At 68.8% G+C, this 20062-nt stretch carries 15 protein-coding genes; 9 read left to right on the plus strand and 6 right to left on the minus strand.

The window, feature by feature from the left end; all coding sequences use genetic code 11:
* Nucleotides 1-13: 13 nt before the first annotated feature.
* Nucleotides 14-1846, minus strand: coding sequence for a CHASE domain-containing protein (locus OV427_RS24670; RefSeq protein WP_267858615.1), 1833 nt, complete (start codon nt 1844-1846; stop codon nt 14-16).
* A 194-nt stretch (nt 1847-2040) separates the two neighbouring features.
* Here OV427_RS24670 and OV427_RS24675 point away from each other — a divergent pair, with 194 nt between their 5' ends.
* Nucleotides 2041-3615, plus strand: coding sequence for a phytoene desaturase family protein (locus OV427_RS24675; protein WP_267858616.1), 1575 nt, complete (start codon nt 2041-2043; stop codon nt 3613-3615).
* Nucleotides 3616-3622: 7 nt separating this feature from the next.
* Here OV427_RS24675 and OV427_RS24680 read toward each other — a convergent pair whose 3' ends face one another.
* Nucleotides 3623-4201, minus strand: coding sequence for a head protein (locus OV427_RS24680; protein WP_267858617.1), 579 nt, complete (start codon nt 4199-4201; stop codon nt 3623-3625).
* Nucleotides 4198-4845 (minus strand): hypothetical protein, encoded by a 648-nt coding sequence (locus tag OV427_RS24685; RefSeq protein WP_267858618.1) that lies wholly within the window; start codon nt 4843-4845, stop codon nt 4198-4200. The genes OV427_RS24680 and OV427_RS24685 overlap by 4 nt, the downstream gene beginning before the upstream one ends.
* Before the next feature lie 151 nt (nt 4846-4996).
* Here OV427_RS24685 and OV427_RS24690 point away from each other — a divergent pair, with 151 nt between their 5' ends.
* On the plus strand, nt 4997-5830 hold the full coding sequence (locus OV427_RS24690; RefSeq protein ID WP_267858619.1) for a hypothetical protein: 834 nt from the start codon (nt 4997-4999) through the stop codon (nt 5828-5830).
* Nucleotides 5831-5840: 10 nt separating this feature from the next.
* On the opposite strand, the gene OV427_RS24695 is transcribed toward OV427_RS24690, so the two are convergent.
* Nucleotides 5841-6680 (minus strand): SDR family oxidoreductase, encoded by an 840-nt coding sequence (locus OV427_RS24695; RefSeq protein ID WP_267858620.1) that lies wholly within the window; start codon nt 6678-6680, stop codon nt 5841-5843.
* A gap of 113 nt (nt 6681-6793) precedes the next feature.
* Here OV427_RS24695 and OV427_RS24700 point away from each other — a divergent pair, with 113 nt between their 5' ends.
* A complete protein-coding gene (locus OV427_RS24700) occupies nt 6794-7705 on the plus strand; it encodes a LysR family transcriptional regulator (RefSeq protein ID WP_267858621.1) in 912 nt (303 codons plus the stop codon).
* 12 nt (nt 7706-7717) lie between these two features.
* Here OV427_RS24700 and OV427_RS24705 read toward each other — a convergent pair whose 3' ends face one another.
* Nucleotides 7718-9493, minus strand: a complete 1776-nt coding sequence (locus OV427_RS24705; RefSeq protein ID WP_267858622.1) for a methyl-accepting chemotaxis protein — start codon at nt 9491-9493, stop codon at nt 7718-7720.
* A gap of 256 nt (nt 9494-9749) precedes the next feature.
* Here OV427_RS24705 and OV427_RS24710 point away from each other — a divergent pair, with 256 nt between their 5' ends.
* The 4 genes from OV427_RS24710 (at nt 9750) to OV427_RS24725 (ending at nt 15199) form a co-directional block, all read left to right on the plus strand.
* Nucleotides 9750-9941: a CsbD family protein gene (locus tag OV427_RS24710; RefSeq protein WP_267858623.1), complete on the plus strand. Its 192-nt coding sequence runs from the start codon at nt 9750-9752 to the stop codon at nt 9939-9941.
* A gap of 799 nt (nt 9942-10740) precedes the next feature.
* On the plus strand, nt 10741-11676 hold the full coding sequence (locus tag OV427_RS24715) for a universal stress protein (RefSeq protein ID WP_267858624.1): 936 nt from the start codon (nt 10741-10743) through the stop codon (nt 11674-11676).
* Nucleotides 11677-11711: 35 nt separating this feature from the next.
* A complete protein-coding gene (locus OV427_RS24720) occupies nt 11712-13568 on the plus strand; it encodes an ABC transporter ATP-binding protein (protein WP_267858625.1) in 1857 nt (618 codons plus the stop codon).
* Nucleotides 13569-13624: 56 nt separating this feature from the next.
* Nucleotides 13625-15199, plus strand: coding sequence for an AAA family ATPase (locus OV427_RS24725; protein ID WP_267858626.1), 1575 nt, complete (start codon nt 13625-13627; stop codon nt 15197-15199).
* Between the two features lie 16 nt (nt 15200-15215).
* On the opposite strand, the gene OV427_RS24730 is transcribed toward OV427_RS24725, so the two are convergent.
* Nucleotides 15216-16433, minus strand: coding sequence for a hypothetical protein (locus OV427_RS24730; protein WP_267858627.1), 1218 nt, complete (start codon nt 16431-16433; stop codon nt 15216-15218).
* A gap of 313 nt (nt 16434-16746) precedes the next feature.
* Between OV427_RS24730 and OV427_RS24735 the strand changes: the two genes are divergently transcribed.
* Both OV427_RS24735 and OV427_RS24740 read left to right on the plus strand, forming a co-directional pair.
* Nucleotides 16747-17118, plus strand: coding sequence for a DUSAM domain-containing protein (locus OV427_RS24735; protein ID WP_267858628.1), 372 nt, complete (start codon nt 16747-16749; stop codon nt 17116-17118).
* 5 nt (nt 17119-17123) lie between these two features.
* A complete protein-coding gene (locus tag OV427_RS24740; RefSeq protein ID WP_267858629.1) occupies nt 17124-20060 on the plus strand; it encodes an NACHT domain-containing protein in 2937 nt (978 codons plus the stop codon).
* Nucleotides 20061-20062: the final 2 nt, after the last annotated feature.

Consider the following 20062-nt stretch of genomic DNA (forward strand, 5'->3'; position numbering starts at 1 on the left):
CGGCTCCCGCCGCTCAGTGCAGCGGAGCCCGGGGCGGCTCGGAAGCGGGAGCCGGGCCCTCCGCCTCCTCCCCTGGCCCCGTCACGGGCAGGCGCACGGTGAACGTGGACCCCTGCCCCGGGAGGCTCTCCACGGCGATGCTCCCACCGAGCGCCTCCACGAGCTGGCGGGTGATGAACAGCCCCAGCCCCAGTCCGCCGTAGTGCCGGCTCGACACCGCCCGCTCGAAGCGGTCGAAGATGCGCTCCGCGTCCTCCCGCGCAATCCCAATCCCCCGGTCCCGCACCTCCAGGAAGGCCGCGCTCCCGTCACCGCGCACGCGCACGTCCACCGGCGTGCCCTGTCCGTACTTGAGCGCGTTGGAGACCAGGTTCGTCAGCACCTGCTCCAGCCGCAGCCGGTCCCACCGGCCGCGCACGGGCTCGGGCGCGTCCACCGTCAGCAGCACGCCCACCGACTGCGCGTCCGTCTCGAAGCGCCGCACCAGCTCGCGCACCACGTCGCCCAGCTCCAGTGGCTCCAGCCGCAGCTCCATCCGTCCGTGCATCAACCGCGACACGTCCAGCAGGCTGTCCACCAGCTGCGACAGCCGCGTCGTCTGCCGCTCGCAGGACTCCACCCCGCGCGCCACCCGCTCCACGTCCAGCGGCCCGGGCTGGCGCAGCTGCCGGTACAGCAGCTGGAGCTGGAGCTTGAGGGACGTGAGCGGCGTGCGCAGCTCGTGCGCGGCGACGCCGAGGAACTCGTCGCGCACGCGCACCGCCGTCCGCGCCTCGCTCGCCAGCCGCTGCTGCTCCGTGCTGGCGGCCTCGGCCGCGGCCCGGGCGTTGACCTGCGCGCGCGTCATCAGGAACAGGAGCAGCGTCACCAGCAGGCCGCTGAGCACCACCGTGCTCAGTTGCATCTGGCTGTTCCTCTCGATGAAGGACTCGCGCGCGGTGAACACCAGCGTCCACCGCCGGCCGGCCACGGCAATCGCCACCTCGCGGCGCAGGCCCAGCCGCGGCCCCTCCTCCCACAAGCCATTGCGGCGCGACGTGAAGAACAGGGTCTCCGGGCTTGCATCCGCGCCGTCATGAACCGCCAGGTCCACGGTGTCCTGGAAGCCCGGGAAGCGCAGGCCCTCCATCAGGTCCCCCATGCGGAACGGCGCGAAGACGAAGCCCCGCAGGGAGGCCCGGCGGTCTTCGGGCGGGGTGGGCGGCGTGCCGTTGTAGACGGGCACGTAGATGAGGAAGCCCGCCTGGGGGGGCCAGGTGTCCGCCTCGTCCTCCTGTTCCAGCCGGACCGTCCCGCTGGCGGCTGGCAGCGCTGTCTCCAGCGCACGCCGCATGGCTTCCTGGCGGGTGGGTTCGGAGAACATGTCGAAGCCGATGGCGCGCCGGTTGTGCGCATCGAGCGGCTCCATGAAGACGATGGCGGTGTACTCCGCGCGCTCGCCCTCCGGCCACAGGTGGTAATCCGGGAAGCCCTCCGCGCGCACCTCGGCCTCGTGCGCCTTCAGCCTCCCGGGCTTCAGCCACTGCGAGAAGCCGATGCCCTGGACGCCGGGGTAGCGCCGGTTCAGCTCCAGGCTCTCCACATACGCGTGGAACTCGTCGCGCTCCACCTTCTGGCTGCTGCTGAACAGCCCGCGCGTGCCGAGCAGCATGGCCTGGTACATGTCGATGCGCTGCTGGAAGCCCAGCGTGCCCTCGCGGACGGACTCGTCGAAGCGCCGGTCGCGTCGCTCGTCGATGCCGCGTTGCACATACAGCGCAGCCACCCCTGTCACGGCCAGGCCGACCAGCAGCGCGCAGTACGCGGAGGCGTGACGGCGCAGGTGGGAAGACAGGAGGGCAGGCACGGTGTCGCGAAGAACACGAAGCGCGGGCCCCTGGATAGGGTCCACCAGGGCGATACACAGGATGCCAGGTCCAGGCGAGCCCCTTTCCCCTACGGGCCAGTGCGCATGTCCGGCAGGTGAAAGGGGCGCGGGGCGTCCGTCCGCCCGTGCACCGACGGGGTGCAACCTCCCGGGCGTTCAGGCATGAATGCGTCATGGTGCGTCACGTCATCGTCGTGGGAGCAGGGCCCGGGGGCCTGTCGGCCGCCATCAATCTGGCCGGGCAGGGGCTGCGCGTCACCGTGGTGGAGAAGGACGCGGTGCCCGGGGGGCGGATGAAGGGGCTGAAGCTCGGCGCGAATGGCGAGTACGCGCTCGACACCGGGCCCTCCATCCTCCAGTTGCCGGGCGTGCTGGAGCAGATCTTCCGGCGGGCGGGCCGGCGCATCGACGACTACGTGAAGCTGGTGCCGCTGGACGTCAACACGCGGGTGCACTTCTGGGACGGCACGCACCTGGACACGTCGCGGGACATGGCGCGCATGGAGGCGGAGGTGGCGAAGTTCGGCCCGGACAAGGCCGGGGCGCTGCGCCGGTGGATGGAGGAGGGGCGTGAGAAGTACGCCATCGCCTACGAGAAGTTCATCTGCACGAATGCGGGCAGCCTCGCGTACTACGCGCCGTGGCGGCTGGCGCCCACGCTGCGCTTCAAGCCGTGGCAGACGTTGTACCGGCAGCTCGACTCGTTCTTCCACGATGACCGGATGACGTACGCGCTGGCGTACCCGTCGAAGTACCTGGGGCTGCACCCGACGACGTGCTCGTCGGTGTTCAGCGTGATTCCGTTCCTGGAGCTGGCCTTCGGCGTGTGGCACGTGGAGGGCGGCTTCCGCGAGCTGGCGCGGGGGATGATGCGCTGTGCGCAGGACCTGGGCGCAACGTTCCGCATGGGCACGGCGGTGGAGCAGGTGCGCGTGGAGGCGGGGCGGGCGGTGGGTGTGAAGCTCGCGGGCGGCGAGGTGCTGGACGCGGACGCGGTGGTGGTGAACGCGGACCTGGCGTACGCGGCGACGAAGCTGCTGCCGGCCGAGGCGCGCGAGGGCTCGCGGCTGACGGATGCGGCGCTGGAGAAGGCGAAGTATTCGTGCAGCACCTTCATGGCGTACTACGGGCTGGACACGGTGTACGCGGACCTGCCGCACCACCTCATCTACCTGTCGGAGGCCGCGCGGCGCACGGACCGGGACGCGCTGGAGGACAGGCACGTGGACGTGGACGACCCGCCGTTCTACGTGTGCAACCCGACGGTGACGGACGCGTCCGGCGCGCCGAAGGGCCACTCCACGCTGTACGTGCTGGTGCCCACGCCGAACACGGCGCGGGACGTGGACTGGGCGGCGACGGAGGCGAAGCTGCGCGAGCGAATCCCCGCGATGCTGGAGAAGGTGGGCCTGAAGGGCGTGCGGCAGCACATCCGCGAGGAGCGCTACTTCACGGCGGAGACGTGGCGGGACGACTTCAACGTGTTCCGCGGCGCGGTGTTCAACCTGTCGCACACGTGGCTGCAATTGGGCCCGCTGCGGCCGAAGGTGAAGAACCGCGATGTGGAGGGGCTCTACTGGGTGGGCGGAGGCACGCACCCGGGCAGTGGGCTGCTGACCATCATGGAGAGCGCCAACATCGCGGCGGACTACCTCACGCGCGAGGCCGGCAAGGGCCCGTTGCCGGGCTGGCCGTACGTGCCGCCGCTGGACGGAGCGGACGCGGAGCCCCGGGCCCGCGCGGGCTGAGCCGGGGCTACTCGTAGTTGATGGACCCTGGCGGCGCGGCCCGCGAGAGCGGGTAGATGGCGCGGAGGCCGACCTTGTAGTGGTACGCGACGAGGTGGGGCTCGCCCGCAATCGTGATGACGACCTGGCGTGGCGGTTCTGGCTGACTGTCGACCCAGGCCCTGGCCTGCTCCAGGGTGTCGAACGTGGCCGCTGGTGGGGGGAGCCCGTCGTCAATCGCCGCTCGCAGGTAGTGTTCGAGCGTCTTGGTGCGGAGCAGATGGCGACGCTTGAGGTCGTCTGAGCAATTGGCGTAGTGGTATTCGCCCGCGACCAGGACGTCGGCCCCGGTTGGAGGGTTGGGGTGGTTCTTCAGCCAGGCTTCGGCGCTCTCCTTCGTGTCGAAGGCCGCGATGACGAGTGGCGGCGCGCCGTCCTTGTTGCTCTCGCGATAGGCCTCGAAGTCGTGAGACTGACCAGTCCGCAAGATGAAGTAGAGCGCGTCCATGGCCGCACCGAGGTACTCCTCTTCCTCGGACGTGGACTCCTCTCGGAGCCGTCCCAGGAGGTTCAGGACGCGAAAAGGAAACTCCCAGTCCTTGCTCATGGTGAGACCTCCGCCATCCAGGGTTCGGTGGCAGTTGCCGGCTCGGCCAGGAGCACGGCGGGCGCGAGGACGACGAGCCCCGCCCCAGCGGAGAGCACCACGAAGGCAACGCCCGCCACGACGACCACGCTTCCCACCAGGACCGCCTTGCGGTTGCGCTTCAGCCAGTCCACCGCGCTGTCGACAGCCGTGAACTCTTGAGGTTTCAACTCCTGTAGCTCGCTGCAGTCTCGATAGGGTTGCCAGCATCTACCCTGGCAGTGCACCTCTTTGCTGGCCTTCCTGGCGTCCTTGGATTTACCGGAGGTGATGTGTCCGTATCCCGGGGCAAGAGGGCGTGATTTGCACTCATCGATACAATCGACGAATTCCTGATGGCAGTCCCGCGGCCGGGCCACCACGGGCAGGATGTTCCGGGCTCCACGTCGCGAGCGTGACAGGGCCCTGTACTCAGCGAGGTTTACCTCCTCAGCGCGTTGCCAGGAATGGGTGACGGTGCCGTCGGGCCGCTCCCGGATGAAGAGCACGAAGCGGGTGAGTTCGCTGGCATTGGCTGGAGCGACGTGACGTGTGGTGCCGCAGGCCCCGAGAAGGACGCTGAGGAGTGCCGCTGTGACTCTTGCTGACGTCGTGCTGCTTCGCATGGATGAGGGGCCGTTCCCGGAGGGGGTCGCCCTACGCTAGCAGGCGCTCGGAACGGCGGGCTGATTGGCTGACGACCAGGCGACAGCCTGGTTGTATCGGGTGGGCAATGAGGGTGGGATGCTGACACCCTTCTCCAGAGGAGAGACGCGCATGCCCTTCTTCATCCCGTTCGCGATGGGTGGCCTGGTGCTGACGGCACTGGGGCTCGGCGTGAAGCGGGTCCTGGAGGAGGGTGAGCCCCGGACGCCCGAGGAGGCGAGGGTGCGCGACGCACGCGCGCGCCACCGCGAGGCCCTGGCGTCCCTCAAGGCGGCCCGGTTGCGCGTGAGGGACGGCGTCACGGCATGGGGCGAGCTCCAATCGCGCGCGCACGCGGAGGGCGTGGTTCCCTTCCGCGCGCTGCTGGAACGGCTGGAGCGCTGGGAGCAAGCGAGAGAGGACGATGTCCTCGAGCCCGGCGCGCGAGAGGCGCTGCGTTCCCTCCCCATGGAGCCACTACCCCGCGCCGCGAGGCGTCCGTGGCCGCTGCTGGGCGCGGGCATGGAGGCACCTCCCGCTCTGGTGCCGGTGCTGACGTGGCTGGATAGGGGCTGGCTGGATGAGGACGCGCCGCCGGTGGTGGTGGACGGCGCATCGCTGTTCGAGGCCGCGGCACCGTGGGCCGCCACGATGCCGGGCACGGCGCCGGACGCACGGGTCCGCGCGCTGGACGAGGCCGCAAGCGCACTGTCTCAAGCGACGGTGTTCCTCGGAGCGCTGCACGCGAAGCTGGAAGCGCGGACGGTGCGAGTGGCCGGAGTGTATGGCCGAGCCTCGGCGCAGCTCGCGTACCTGGACCCGGCCAGCTTCGAGCAGGGCGGCCCGGAGCCACGAGAGCGACTACAGCGATTGGCCGAACTGATGGGCGAGTTGGCGGTGCTGCTCCGCGCGCCGGTGCTGACGCCGGAGGGGCGGCTCGCGCCGGAATTGCCCGTCGAGCAGTAGCAGGAGCAACTCACCCCCGCGCAAGCCCAGGCATGAACCGCGACCGCATGAACGCGATGTACTCCGGCTCGGACGTCTCCCGGCGCGCCTGGACCAGGGGCTCGATGTCCTTCGTGGCCACGTAGCGCAGCTGGTCCGTGCCATCCGTGGCTGCGCGGAAGATGACCTCCGCGACCTCCTCCGACGTCGCCAGCCGGCCCGCTCGGAGCCCCGCGAAGACAGTCTCCGCGCCCGCGAGGAACTTCGCATAGTCCGCGGGCGGGGCAGCGCCGGCCGCCTCCGCGCCACTCCGCTTCCCGAAGTCGGTGCTGAGCACCCCGCCGGGCTCGACAATCTTCACGACGATGTTCTGCGAGGCCAGCTCGTAGGAGAGCGCCTCGGAGAACCCCTCCAGGGCGAACTTGCTCGCGCAGTACGCCGAGCTCATGGGCAGCGTGAAGACGCCGGCCCCCGAGCTGATGTTGATGACCAGCCCGCTCTGCTGCTTCCGGAAGTGCGGCAGCACGGCCCGGGTGACGTCCATGACGCCGAAGACGTTGACGTCGAACTGCTCCTGCAGCTTCTCGCGGGAGAGGCTCTCGAAGACGCCGAAGAGGCCGAAGCCGGCGTTGTTGACCAGCGCGTCGATTCTTCCGAAGCGGGCGAGGCCCGCCGCGAGGGCCTGCTCGATACTGGCGCGGTCCTGCACGTCGAGCCGGGTGACGAGCACGTCGTCCAGGCGGGCCAGCGCGTCCCCCGCGTCGGGCGAGCGCATCGTCGCGATGACATTCCACCCTTCGCGGGCGAACAGGAGGGCGGCGGACCTGCCGAAGCCGGTCGAGGTGCCGGTGATGAGGACGGTCTTCTTCATGGGGTGCGCTTCGCTTTCGTCGGTGGGACTTCGTGACGGAAGTGAAGGTAGCGTCCACGAATTGTTGAGACTATCAGGTCAAAAGTGGATGCCTTGATGCAGGACTTCGAACAATGCGCAGAGCCGGTCTCCTCGAACTGAATGCCGTGGTCGCGGTGGCGCAGCACCGGAGCTTCCGTGCGGCGGCGGCCGAGCTGGGCCTCTCTCCGTCGGCGCTGAGCCACGCCATCGCCACGTTGGAGCAGCGGATGGGCGTGCGGCTCTTCAACCGCACGACGCGGAGCGTGGCCCTGTCGGAAGCGGGCGAGCGGTTCCTCTCCCGCGTCCGGCCAGCGCTCCGCGAGATTTCCGACGCCATGGAGGTCATCAACGAGTTCAAGGACCGGCCCACCGGCACGCTCCGCCTCAACACGTCGGAGGGCGCGGCGCGCCTCGTGGTGATGCCGCTGGTGATGGAGTTCCTCCGGCGCTACCCGGAGATGCAGGTCGAGCTCGTCACCGAGGACCGGCTCATCGACATCGTCGCCGAGGGCTTCGACGCCGGGGCGAGGCTCGCGGAGGCCGTGCCCCAGGACATGGTCTCCATCCCGTGTAGCCCGAAAGTCAGCTTCGCCGTCGTCGGCGCTCCGCGCTACTTCAAGGGCCGCACGCCGCCGGCCACGCCGGGAGACCTCCTCGCCCACAACTGCATCCGCCATCGGAAGCGCAGCGGTGGCTACTTCCGGTGGGAGTTCGAGAAGCGCGGCAAGGAGGTCGTCGTCGACGTCAAAGGCTCGCTGGCGCTGGACAACGACACCCTCATGCTCCAGGCCGCGCTGAAGGGCGCGGGGCTGGCGTATGTGAGTGATTGGGCCGCGGCCTCGGATGTCGCGGCGGGGCGGCTGGTCCGCGTGCTGGAGGACTGGACGCCGCCCTATCCCGGCCTCTGTCTCTACTACCCCGGCCACCGCCATGTGCCGGCGGGCCTGAAGGCGTTCATCGGAGTCATCCGCGAGGCCCGCTCCCGGCGCGCGGAAGCGGACTGAAGGACTCGTGCTTCAGACGTACCGCTCCGCCAGTTGCGACACCTGCCCGGTGGCCTGGGTGACGGCGGTGGCGGCCTGCTGGGCGGCATCCAGGTGGCGCAGCGTGTCCGTCGTCAGCTCGTCCAATTCACGCACGGCGGCGAAGAGCTGGTCCACGCCCTGATGCTGCTGCGACACCGCCTCCGTAATCTGGCGCACCGCCGTCGCGGACTCCTGGGACAGCGACGCCAGCTCGCGCAGCCGCTCGCCGCTGGTGCGCAGCGGGCCCAGCGCCGTCTCCACGCCCGCCGCGCCCCGGTCCGACATCGCCGTGGCCTGGTGCGTGGCGGTGGCCATGGTCTCCAGCATGCCGCGCACCTGGTTGGTGGCCTGAATCGACTGGTCCGCCAGGTCGCGCATCTGCCGCGCCACCACGCCAAAGCCCTTGCCGTGCTCGCCCGCGCGCGTGGCTTCAATCGCCGCGTTGATGGCGAGCATGTGCGACTGGTCCGCCAGCGCCTTCACCATCTCGGACACGCGGCCCACCTCGCGGGCGCGCTGCTCCAAATCGAGCATCTGCTCGTGCAGGCCGGAGGCGATTTCGCGGATGGAGGTGAGCCCCTTCTCGGTGCCGGCCAGCGACTCCTCACCCAGCTTGCCCACGGCGGCGGCGCGCTCGGCCACGCGGAGGATGCTGGTGGCGCGCGACGCCGTGACGTGGGAGGCCTGCTGGATTTCCTGCGCGGTGGCGCGCGCCTGGTGCAGCGCCGCGGCCTGCCGCGACAGCGTCTGGTTCTGCTGGGTGCTGGCCTGCGACAGCCGGTGTCCCGCCACCGCCAGGTCCCCGGCGGAGGAGCGCAGCGACCGAGGCAACTCTTGCAGCCGCTGGTAGAGCTGCCACGTGTTGGCCGCGAGGTCCCCCAGCTCGTCCGAGGACACCCACTGCGGCGGCGCGGCGCGCCCGTCCACCAGCGCCTCCAGTGACGCGCCCACCGCGCTCGCGCCCTTCGCCAGCCGGCGGGCCGCCCAGGCGGCGGTGAGGATGGAGCCCAGCGCCGCGTAGCCGCCGAGCATCACCAGCGGCAGCACCAGGTCCTCCTGGAGCGGGCGGACGGTGGCCTTCACACGCTCCGCCGCGACCAGGTCACCGCGGGCCTTCATGTCGGACGCGAGCGCGCCCATCCCGCGCTCCAGCCGCAGGTTCAGCGTGACGATGCTGGTGAGGCAGGTGACGAGCAGCGCGGAGACGACGGTGGCCGGCAGCAGCCAGAGCTGGCGCGGCGCGAAGCCGTCACCCGCGGGCCTCGCGGTGGGCGCCTGCCGGTAGGCGTCCAGCACCGTGGGCATCATCACCCGCTCGAAGGCCATGAACATCAGCGGGCAGCTGAAGAGGCCCGCGCTGACCGCCACCGCCACGCCCACGAAGACCACCGAGGCCGGCCTGTCCAACAGCACCGCCACCCCGCCGTTGAAGAGGATGCCGCCCACCGTCCACGACACCATCGCCTCGCCGAAGGCCAGCGTCGCGGGGATGCGGATCAACCGCTGCACCCGGAGCGTGCCTTCCGAGCGCAGGGCACGCCGCAGCAGCCAGGGCGTCACCACCAGCGGTTGCGCCACCGCGCACAACCCCAGCACCAGCGGGGTGATGACGCCGAGGAAGATGCGCAGCTCGTGCTCTCCCTCCAGCGCGAGCAGCTGCATGTCCACGTAGAGGGCCGGGGTGAAGGCCACCGTGGTGATGACGGACCGGAGCAGATACAGCCGCCGCAGCAGCGCGCCAGGGGTCGGGAGCGAGGTGGTCGACATCGAAGCTGAGACTCCGGGGTTGCAGTGACCCCAGCGTGCGGCGCGAAACGCCCTGCGTCAATGTCCCGATTCACTCTCCATTAGACATGCTTCTGCCGGAAGGCCCGGGCCGCGTGGCCTCCTCACTGGGAGGGGACACGAATAAAACAAGTATTACCCGCCAGGCAGGCAGGCGTGCGGGCCACCGTCGCCTGCGCGGCGCCGCCTGGGTGCTCACTTTTCCGGAGCTGATGGCTTGAGCGAAAGGAGCCCGGACATGGGTGAGTGGACCGACAAGGCCAAGGGACGCGTCAAGGAAACCGTGGGCGTCGCGACTGGCGACCGTGAGCTGGAGGCCGAGGGCAAGAAGGACACGGCCAAGGGCCAGATCAAGGAGAAGGTCGAGGACGCGAAGCGCGTCATCAAGGATGCGCTGGACCCCGACAAGCCGCGCAGGGACGAGCCGTAGTCGCCTGACGCATTGAATTGAAACCGAAGTGTGTTGTTGGTGCGGGCCGCGGGGAGGACTTCCTCCCGCGGCCCGTGTCGCGTTCTAGCGCTTGGTCACCGGCGGGCAGGCCACTTCGAGAAACGTGGTGGACTTCCCGCTGAGCATGACCCACAGACAACGCAGAACGCAGCTGGCACCGAACTCCCGGTAGATGAGCCCCAGGTTGGCGACCACCTCTCGTCCGGTGATGACCCCGCGCATTGGTACTACCCCCTTCTTCCGCAACCCATCCGACCCGCCGCCCACTGCACCGAGCGCCGCCGCAGCACCTCCTCTGCAAACCTCCGGCCGTGCTTCGTGTGGCCGTCCGGAGTCGCTCTGTCGCCCTTCGGACGGGCCAAGCACGCCAACCGCCGTTCGCCGATGCACGGCCTGCTGCGCCCAGGTGTGATACGCGCGCCCCGGCGCTGGAGATTTTTCAGGGTGCCCGTCCACCGTAAGACGCACGTGGCAGACCGGCGGTGAATCCCCGCGTCGCGCCCGGACGCGAAGCGCCACGGTTTCCGCCCGGGCCGCGAAGTCATCCCGTGACGCGCGGGGCCAACCCGCCTGCTCGTGCTGTCGCCGGCTCGGCGGGTCTCGTGGCACATCCGCGAGGGGACCTGAATCTTCTGCCCACGGGGCCCTTCATGTCAGGGGTGCGGCGGCTGCTCGTGGAGCGGCGGCCCGCCCGAGGCCTCCCTCCGCGAGAACCGTTGTCACCCACGCGGGAGCGCGGACACTAAACAATTGAGGAAGGCGGAAGGAGGGACGTGAGATGAGGACCCAGGAGCTTTCACAGCGAGCCCTGCCCCTGCTGGCGGCGGGCCACTTTCGCGGCCAGCGCGGGGTGTCGCGGCTCATCGTCGGAACGGACTTCTCCCTGCGCTCCGAGTTCGCGCTCGCGCGAGCGCTGCGTCTGCCTTTGGGGCAGGGCGGCGTCTTCGCGGTGATGCACGCGGGGCCGCCATTGGATGGCCATGACGGGCCCGCGGGCGCGGTGTCGGGGGAGCGCTGCCTGCGCAAGGCGGTGTCCTCCGTGTGCCGGCGGCTGCGGCACCGGGTGGACGTGGAGGTGCAGGAGGTGCTGCGCCTGGGCGACCCGGTGGAGGCGGCGTCCGGCGTGTCGCGCGAGCTGGGGGCGGAGCTGGTGGTGCTGGGCCGGCCGCTGGTGACGTACCCGGTGCGGGAGCTGGCGGAGGACTCGATGGTGCGCCGCATGGTGCGGGGCCTGGGCGCGTCGGTCTTGGTCGTGGTGCCGCACCCGGTGAGACCGTACGCGCGGCCGCTGGTGGCGGTGGACTTCTCGCGCGAGTCGCGGCGGGCGCTGGAGCTGACGCTGCGGCTGTGCCCGTCGCCCACGCCGGTGGACGTGCTGCACGTGGTGGACACGCGCGAGGAGGAAGCGGCGCTGCGAGCCTCGGGCGCGCCCGCGGAGCGGTGGCTGCTGCTCCGGCAGGAAGCGGAGCACGGGGCGCGGGTGGCGCTCGGGCGGTTCCTCGCTCCCTACCGGGAGACGGGGCGCGAGCTGGCGGTGCGGGTGCGCAGCGGCGAGCCGGGGGAGGGCATCCTCGGAGAGGCGGCGGAGCGCGGCTCGGACGTGTTGGCGGTGGCCATGTCGGGCGCCCAGGCGCGCACGCCGCTGACGGAGCGGGTGCTGGCGCGGGCGGGCTGCGACGTATTGGTGGCGAGGCACACGACGTCCGCCTCTTGAGCGCGGAGGGAGGGTCCGCGTTATGAACGCGGACCGTGTCCCCTCGTCCGCCTGCTTCCCCCGTCCCGCCGTCCCTCCTGGCCCGCCTGAAGAGCACGGGCAGCCTCGTCCAGCAGCTCCCCGGCACGTTCCGCCTCTTCTGGCAGGCGAGCCCCCGCATGGCGGTGCTGCTGGGCGCGCTGACGCTTGTGGCGGCGGTGCTGCCCGCGGGCATCGCCTGGGTGGGGAAGCTGATTGTGGACTCGGTGGTGGCGGCGGCGCAGGGCTCGCTGGAGGCACGCGCTCGCGTCTACGGCCTGGTGGGGCTGGAGTTCGGGCTGATGCTGGGCTCGGCGGTGGTGGAGCGCGGGCTGAACCTGACGCGCGAGCTCTTGCGGGCCAACCTGGGCAACCTGCTCAACGAGCGGATTCTCCAGAAGGCGCTGGATTTGGAGTTGCGCCACTTCGAGGACTCCGAGACCTACGACAAGATGCAGAACGCGCGGCGCGAGGCGAACAGCCGGCCGCTGTCGCTGGTGATGGGCGCGTTCTCGATTGTGCGCAATGGCATCACGTTGAGCACCTTCGCGGCGCTGTTGGTGGCGCTGTCTCCGTGGAGCGTGGTGGTGCTGGTGGCGGCGTCGATTCCGGCGTTCATCGCCGAGGCGCGGCTGGCGGCGGAGGGCTTCCGGCTGTACTCGTGGCGGGCGCCGGAGGGGCGCAAGCTGAACTACCTGGAGTGGATTCTCACGCGGGACAACCACGTGAAGGAGGTGAAGCTGTTCGGGTTGGGGCCGCTGGTGTTGGGGCGCTACCGGACGCTCTTCCAGAAGTTCTTCAACGAGGACCGGGCGCTGGCCTTCAAGCGGATGGCGTGGGGCCTGGGGCTGGGGTTGTTGTCGCTGGCGGCGTTCTACGCCTGCTACCTGTACGTGGCGGGGCGCGCGGCGGGCGGGGCGATTACGGTGGGCGACATGGTGCTGTACCTGGGCGTGTTCCGTCAGGGGCAGGCGGCGTTCCAGGGCATCCTGACGAGCATCGGCTCCATGTACGAGGACGCGCTCTTCATGAGCAACCTCTTCACGTACCTGGACATCCCCACGGGCGGCGAGACGACGCGGGTGCTGCCGGCGAAGTCACCGCCGCGCGGGCACCGGAATGCGATTGAGCTGCGCGACGTGTCCTTCCGCTATCCGGGGAAGGAGGCGTGGGCGCTCAAGGGTGTGAATCTGACGTTGAAGCCGGGGCAGAAGCTGGCGCTGGTGGGGGAGAACGGGGCGGGGAAGAGCACGCTGGTGAAGCTGCTCCTGCGCCTGTACGAGCCGTCGGAGGGGGAGATTCTCTACGGCGGGGTGAACCTGAAGGACATGGACGTGGAGGATTTGCGCAGCCGCTTCGGGGCGGTGTTCCAGGACTTCGTGCGCTACCAGTTCAACGTGGCGGAGAACATCGGTCTGGGGCACGTGCCGGCGCTGGAGGACCGGACGCGGATTGTGAAGGCGGCGGAGGAGGGTGGGGCGAGCACGGTGATTGCGGCGCTGCCGAACCAGTACGACACGATGCTGGGGGGCTGGTTCGAGAAGGGGCAGGAGCTGTCGTCGGGGCAGTGGCAGAAGCTGGCGGTGGCGCGGGCGTTCATGCGGGACGACGCGGAGGTGCTGATTCTGGACGAGCCGACGGCGAGCATCGACGCGGAAGCGGAGCATGCGCTGTTCGAGCGCTTCCAGGCGCTGGCGGCGGACCGGATTGCGATTGTGATTTCGCACCGCTTCTCCACGGTGCGCATGGCGGACCAGATTGCCGTGCTCCACAACGGGCAGGTGGAGGAGCTGGGGAGCCATGACGAGCTGATGGCGAAGGACGGGCGCTACGCGCACCTGTTCCGGTTGCAGGCGCGGGGGTACAGGGACTGAGCAGCGCGTGGGCCGTGCTCCTTGCGCCGGCCCGCTCTCCAGTGCAGGTTGTGTCCATGCCGCGCCGCTTCAACATCGCGGGCCCCTGCCGCCCGGACTGGCACTACATGATTCCCGCCGAGCGCCGGCTGCCCGAGGCGCCCGGGCTGGTGGAGCAGCTCGGCTACTTCGTGGTCCACGCGCCCCGGCAGACGGGGAAGACGACGGCGCTCCGGGCCCTGGCCGAGCAACTGACGGCCTCGGGCCGCTACGCCGCGCTCTACTTCTCCTGCGAGGTCGGTGAGGCGGCCGGCGACGACTTCGGTGAGGCGCAGCGGGCCATCCTGGCGAACCTGCGCCTCGGTGCCGGGCACTCCCTCCCGCCCGAGCTCCAGCCGCCTCCGTTCCCTGAAGCCCCCGACAGCCTGCTCCTGGGCACCGCGCTGTCCGCCTGGGCGAGCGCCTGCCCACGTCCCCTGGTGCTCTTCCTGGATGAGATTGATGCCCTGCGGGGGCAGAGCCTCATCAGCGTGCTGCGCCAGCTCCGGAGTGGCTTCCCCAACAGGCCTCACGCCTTTCCCGCGTCCGTCGTCCTGTGCGGTCTGCGGGATGTGCGCGACTACAAGGCCGCCAGTGGAGGCGACGCCGACCGGCTCGGCACCGCGAGTCCCTTCAACATCAAGCTCGCCTCTCTCCGCCTGGGGGACTTCGACACGGAGGAGGTGGCGGAGCTGTATCGACAGCACACGGCCGATACCGGCCAGGTCTTCACCGAATCGGCAGCCGCGCGCGCCTTCGAGCTGACGGCCGGCCAGCCCTGGCTCGTCAATGCCCTCGCCCGAGAGGTCATCGAGGAGCTGAAGGTGCCGGTCGGTGAGCCCATCACCGCCGAGCATGTGGAGTCCGCCAAGGAGCGGCTCGTCTACGCGCGCGTCACGCATCTCGACTCGTTGGTTGCTCGGCTGCACGAGCCGCGCATCCGCAGGGTGCTGGAGCCCGTGCTCGCGGGCACGCTGACGTCCGGGGACAGCTACCAGGACGACGTGCAGTACGCGCGAGATTTGGGGCTGCTCGCGCCGGACAACCCGGTGCGAATCGCGAATCCCATCTACCGCGAGGTGATTGCCCGGGTGCTCGCGGGGGACGCCGAGCTTCAAGTTCAGGCCGAGCCGAGGAGCTTCGTCCTGCCGGACGGCCGGCTGGACTTCGACCGCCTGCTGCGCGAGTTCGCCGCCTTCTGGCGCGAGCACGGAGAGGTGCTGACCGCTGGGCTCTCGTACCACGAGGTCGCACCGCAACTGGTGCTCATGGCCTTCCTGCACCGGGTGGTGAACGGTGGCGGCTTCGTGGACCGTGAGTACGGCGTGGGCCGGGGTCGCATCGACCTGCTGGTGCGTTGGCCCCATAGCGAGGCCGGCCAGCGCCGCTGGCAGCGCCAGGCGATGGAGCTGAAGGTGTGGCGGGAAGGGGAGAAGGACCCGCTGCCAAAGGGGCTTGCCCAGCTCGACGAATACCTGGAGCGGTTGAGCCTCGACACGGGCGTGCTCGTCATCTTCGACCGGCGCCGGGAGGCCGGGGATGCGGACTCACGAACGCGCTTCGAGCAGGCGCAGGCTCCCTCGGGTCGCAAGGTCACCGTGCTGCGGGCATGAGCCGCGCCTCTGCCGCTCAGAACGGATGCAGGTTCGACAGGAAGGTCTGGAGCGTCGTGAAGGACTTGCCGTAGGGGTGGTACCACTCCCCTCCACGCTCGAGCCGGTAGACGGGGATGTTCGCCAGCGCCGTGTCGTCCTGCGTGGCGGGCACGTCCTCCAGGCACAGGTGGTAGTAGTAGCCACCGCAGCCATCCGTGGCCATCTGGACGTAGGGCCGCTTTGCGTACGCCTCGTAGTCGAGGAAGTGCGGCGTCCGGAAGCTCACGGAAACTTCGCCGTGGGCATCACCGCCAAACATCCAGGTGCTGCCCCGGAAGCTCCGAGCAGCCCACTTCACCGTGAAGAGGTCCCGGAAGGGCTGCGGGACTTCGACCTCACCGGCGGGCGTCTTCATGCGCGTCAGCTTGGGAGTGTGCGGGTGGAAGCTGCAGCCGAGGCGCTGGAGCTCCGCGATGACCGGCCAGCCCACGGCGGAGGACTCCCAGGGGGAGTGGGGCGCTGGCAGCCCGCGTGACTCCAGCTCGCGCCGGGCCAGGCTTCGCAGCGACGCGTCGGAGGAGTCGAGCAGTGGAGTGAGCGACCTGCGCAGGGTTTCCCTGGGCGCACCGCAGCCCAGGAGCGCCTCGGTCAGCCGCAGCAGGATGGGCGTCGTCTTCTGCGACGGGCGCCGCGCCCGCAGCGTCACGACGAGGTCCGCCATCGCATCCGCCGCATCCCGCGCCCCGGAGCCGAGCTGCTTCGCGAGGTCCGCCACGGTTTCGTAGCGCTTCTCCGTTGCATCCGGCTCGCGCAGGGCCGCGATGACACCGGGCGCCGCGAGCGCGCCGAAGTCTGCGAGCTGTTTCATCATTGTCCGGTCTTCCACGCGGACGAAGTACGCGAGCGCGTTGCTCGCTGCCGAGGGTGCGAGCTTCGCCAGCCGGTCGATGAACTTCCGTCGCTCGGCGGGCTTGAGCTTCTTCGCCGCCTCGAAGGTGTCCGCCAGCACCAGCAGCGGGGCCCGACCTTCTTCCACGCCCTGGACCCAACTGGCCGGTGCATCGCGCAGTCCCGGCGGCCAGCTCGCGAAACGGCTCGTGAGCGCGGGCACCCACTCCGCGGCGACGTCACCTGGCGCGAGGGCCCACGCCTGCTCCACCACTGCGACGAGCTCCTTCCACGCGGCCTCGCCCGGCGGCTGTGCGAACACCGCGTCCCGTGCTCCCTTCAGCGCATCCAGCTCTCCGGCCACGTGGTTCCCCTCGGGGCGGTGCCCAGGGGACTCTTCAGCCGAGGTCCCGTCCGCCCATCGAGAGGATACGCCCGGCTTTCGACGGAACACGAGGCGGGCCCTTGAGGGCCATGTCATGGCATCCGTCCGCAAGCACGTCACCCACGCCAGCATGACCCAGCCCCATCCTCGGCGTCATGGTGCGTGCGTGAGTCGCCCCTGACTTCAGCTCTGTCTGTCCAACGCTGGCGCAGCCTGCCTGTGCATTCTCGCGTTAGGCTGATGGGGGCATGTTGGTAGGGCACGTTGGTGCTGGCTTCATCGGGGGTGGAACGTGGGACCGCGAGTACCTGCATGGGAACAGGTCATTGCGATGGAGCAGTGGATCTCTCCGGAGGGAAGGTTGGAGCTTCCCGGAGAGGACCGTGCGCAGGTGCAGGCCGTCGCGCTGCAGATGACGATTGCCGAGGCGGAGGTCTACACCTCCTTGCTGACGCCCGAGGGAACAGCAGCGCTGGTGCGGGAAGTCCGCCGCCGGGTCAGGGAGGGCGGGAAGCGGTACTCCAGCACGCTCGCTGATGTGCATGACCTCCAGGAGGCGGAAGACACCGATGGCGCGCGCAAGGTGTTGGAGGAGTACATCGCGAGCGAGTCCATTCCTCGTTATCGGGAGTGGGCCGAGGAAGAGCTGAAGGATCTGGAGTGAGGGGGATGTCCATGTTCGACGCGCTCGGTTCCATCAAGGTCCTCAGCAAGCTGATGCAGATGGGGATGGCCGCATGGGATGCCTTCAAGGAAGAGGGCATCAGCAGCAAGGAAATCACCGCGATACGTCTGGCGACGGACCTGCTGGGAGACCTGGGAGGAAAGAGCTCCGGGCAGCTCTCGGACATGGCGGCCCTGCACTTCGGCGTCATCACGCAGTGCTTCGGTCATGCGCTCGGACGGCAGTGGGCATTCAACAAGCAGTTGGTTCCAGGTGGGCTCCGCATCTTGATGAGTAGGGAGCAGCTGGAACGGGCGAAGGAGATCGAGGTTCGGGTGAGGCTCGCCGTCAGCTCGCTTCCGAAGTTCGGGGGCCCCTCCCTGCTACAGCCGGGAGACCTGCCCGCGAGCGTGGAGGGAGTGAGGGAAGCGGCCGTCATCGACGAGCCCCTCGCGACTCCGTACTACCGGGCACTCTGGGAGGCCTTCTCCAACCCGAAGCTGGACGAGGGGGACGAAGGAATAATCCCGCTGCTCGACCTGGAGAAGGGACGGCTGGCGTTCGAGCGTGACTTCCTTCTCGCCCATCAGCAGATGCTGGCTTCTTCAGAAGGTCAGAAGCTTCAGCAGTATGTGGCCGGCGTGGCTGGCGACTACCGCGCACGCATGCTGCGCGAGCTGCTCCTGCGAGACATGGCCGAATGGGGCGAGCGCCACACCTTCGGCAACGTAGAGCGTCGCGACAGGCCCGCGGATGACCCCATTCCGTTCATGCCGCTCGCGAAGATGTACGTCGAGCCCAATGCCTGCCTCGCGGCGAAGGCGCGCCAGGAGGATGCGACAGGGGAGCCCGTGCTTGCCCTGATCGAGCAGTGGCTTGCTGCTTCGAAGACGAACGCCGTTGTTGTCCGTGCGGACTTTGGAATGGGGAAGTCGCTCACGGCGCGGTCGCTGGCGCAGCGGCTCGCTCGGCGGTTTCTGGATATGCGTACCCCGTCGCCAGAGGCGGAGCTACCTGTCTTCATCCGGTGCGCCGAGGATTTGACCGAGGAGGGGTTCGATCTCGACGCGTTCGTACGCAGAGCGTGGAAGCGCGAAGCGGGGGAACTGGACTTGAAGCTGAAGCTCGATGACCCGGTCCTCGAACCCCCGAAACGCACGCAGCGTGCCCTGTTCATTCTCGACGGGCTGGACGAGGTCATCCTCGGAGAGCGGCGGCTGGAATCGTTCTTCCAGCGCATCAAGGACGAGGCCTCGGATTGTCACCGTTTCATCATCTTCTCTCGTCCGGGTGCACTTCCTGCGGAGCAGGGGCTGGAAGGCATCCCGGTGCTCGAAATCCTGCCGTGGGCCGAACCCCAGATCTCCTCGTGGCTCAAAGCATGGCGCGGCTTGAACGGAGGTGAAGGGCCGACACCTCAAGAACTGGAGTCGAGGCAACTGGCCGAATTGGCCAGGACCCCCATTCTCCTCTTCATGGTCGCGCAAACCTGGAAGGGTCAGTCCCGCGAAGTTGGCGTCAGCCGCGCCGCCCTTTACGAGGAGTTCTTCTGGCAGATCGCGCGGGGAAAACATGAGGCGGACCGGAAGCATCATAAGAACGTTTACGATGCGTCTGCCGAGCTTCATCGGCACCTGATGCGTAGGGGGTTGGTGACGCAGGGGACCGAGCCGCCGGATGCCATGCTCTGGCTCATGAGCCGAGTGGCCTGGGAGGCAACGAAGCTCGACCAGCGTCAGATGATTGAGCCCTCGCGGAAGCCGGAAGTGCTCACGAAGCACGGCATCACGAGCCTTCTCGTCCATGAGTTGCAGGTGGATGGCAGTGCGTCCGAGACCATCGAAGCGATCCAGGTGGGCCTGCTCCTGACACTCCAGGCCCACCTGCGCTCCGGAGCCGCAAGCCAACTTCTCTTTGGCCACAAGTCCTTCCGCGAGTTCCTGGTAGCGCGCTACTGGGCGGACCGGCTGAAGGCAATTGCGTGCGCATCCTCGCGGGACTGGGAGGACATCGAGGCTCCGCTCCTTGGAGGAAGGCTGCTCAGTCGGGAGGATCGGACGTTTGAGTTTCTGCTGGAGATGCTCGACGGAGAGCCGCACCCAAAGCGTCAGGCAGCCCCATTCAGTTTGAGGGAGCCTGAGCGTCGTTCCCTGCTCGAATGGGCCCAGGCACGTTTCGAGTCGGAAGAGCCTGAGGTGCCGGCAGACTCTGCTCGCGGAGGGCGGAGTCGTCAGCCGTCGCTGCGCGAGGACAGACGCCCCTGGCTGCGCGAAGCGGCGCTTGCTATCGGAAGCGCACTCCGGGGCAGTCCCGGTCTGAGACAGCGTGACAAGCTGACCATGCGGTCGATGCTTGCATGGTTCTGGCTGATGAGAGTCGGCCCTATCGTCATCGCGCGCAAGGCTTACCTGCCAGGTGCGTCAATGCCAGACAATTCTCTTCGAGGTGCCGACTTCAGCGAGGCCAATCTTGAGGACTCGAACTTCTCACGGACCAGCTTGAGGTGGAGAGGTTCCAGTGCAGGCGAGCCCCCTACGACCTTTGATGGGGCATTGCTCGACCGTGCCTTGTTGATGAATGCAGACCTCTCAAGTTGCAGCTTTTATGGAGCGTCATTGAGAGGAGCGGATCTCACTGGCGCTTTACTGCGCAGCTCGTTCTTGCGCGAAGCGAATCTTGAAGGCGCGGAACTGCATGGCGCCTTTGCGGACCATGCTTTCTTCGATAGTGCAAAACTGAGAAGGGCCGTTCTGATGGAGACCGACTTCACCGGGGCATCGTTCGTTGGGGCCGACATGACGGACGCCTACTTGCAGGGCGCGAATCTTACCCGAGCCGTGCTCCACGATGCCGTTTTGAAGGGAGCCGCCTATGACGATACGACGCAATGGCCCGCCGGGTTCGATCCAGTCGCAGCAGGCGCCATACACTCACATGAATAAGG

The organism is Pyxidicoccus sp. MSG2 (genome assembly GCF_026626705.1).
Classification (GTDB): Bacteria; Myxococcota; Myxococcia; order Myxococcales; family Myxococcaceae; genus Myxococcus.

Coding starts and splice junctions, on each gene's coding strand:
- OV427_RS24680 (WP_267858617.1), bottom strand. CDS start 4,201: ATGAGCAAGGACTGGGAGTTTCCTTTTCGCGTCCTGAACCTCCTGGGA.
- OV427_RS24715 (WP_267858624.1), top strand. CDS start 10,741: ATGAGGACCCAGGAGCTTTCACAGCGAGCCCTGCCCCTGCTGGCGGCG.
- OV427_RS24710 (WP_267858623.1), top strand. CDS start 9,750: ATGGGTGAGTGGACCGACAAGGCCAAGGGACGCGTCAAGGAAACCGTG.
- OV427_RS24700 (WP_267858621.1), top strand. CDS start 6,794: ATGCGCAGAGCCGGTCTCCTCGAACTGAATGCCGTGGTCGCGGTGGCG.
- OV427_RS24685 (WP_267858618.1), bottom strand. CDS start 4,845: ATGCGAAGCAGCACGACGTCAGCAAGAGTCACAGCGGCACTCCTCAGC.
- OV427_RS24690 (WP_267858619.1), top strand. CDS start 4,997: ATGCCCTTCTTCATCCCGTTCGCGATGGGTGGCCTGGTGCTGACGGCA.
- OV427_RS24675 (WP_267858616.1), top strand. CDS start 2,041: ATGGTGCGTCACGTCATCGTCGTGGGAGCAGGGCCCGGGGGCCTGTCG.
- OV427_RS24740 (WP_267858629.1), top strand. CDS start 17,124: ATGTCCATGTTCGACGCGCTCGGTTCCATCAAGGTCCTCAGCAAGCTG.
- OV427_RS24725 (WP_267858626.1), top strand. CDS start 13,625: ATGCCGCGCCGCTTCAACATCGCGGGCCCCTGCCGCCCGGACTGGCAC.
- OV427_RS24695 (WP_267858620.1), bottom strand. CDS start 6,680: ATGAAGAAGACCGTCCTCATCACCGGCACCTCGACCGGCTTCGGCAGG.
- OV427_RS24705 (WP_267858622.1), bottom strand. CDS start 9,493: ATGTCGACCACCTCGCTCCCGACCCCTGGCGCGCTGCTGCGGCGGCTG.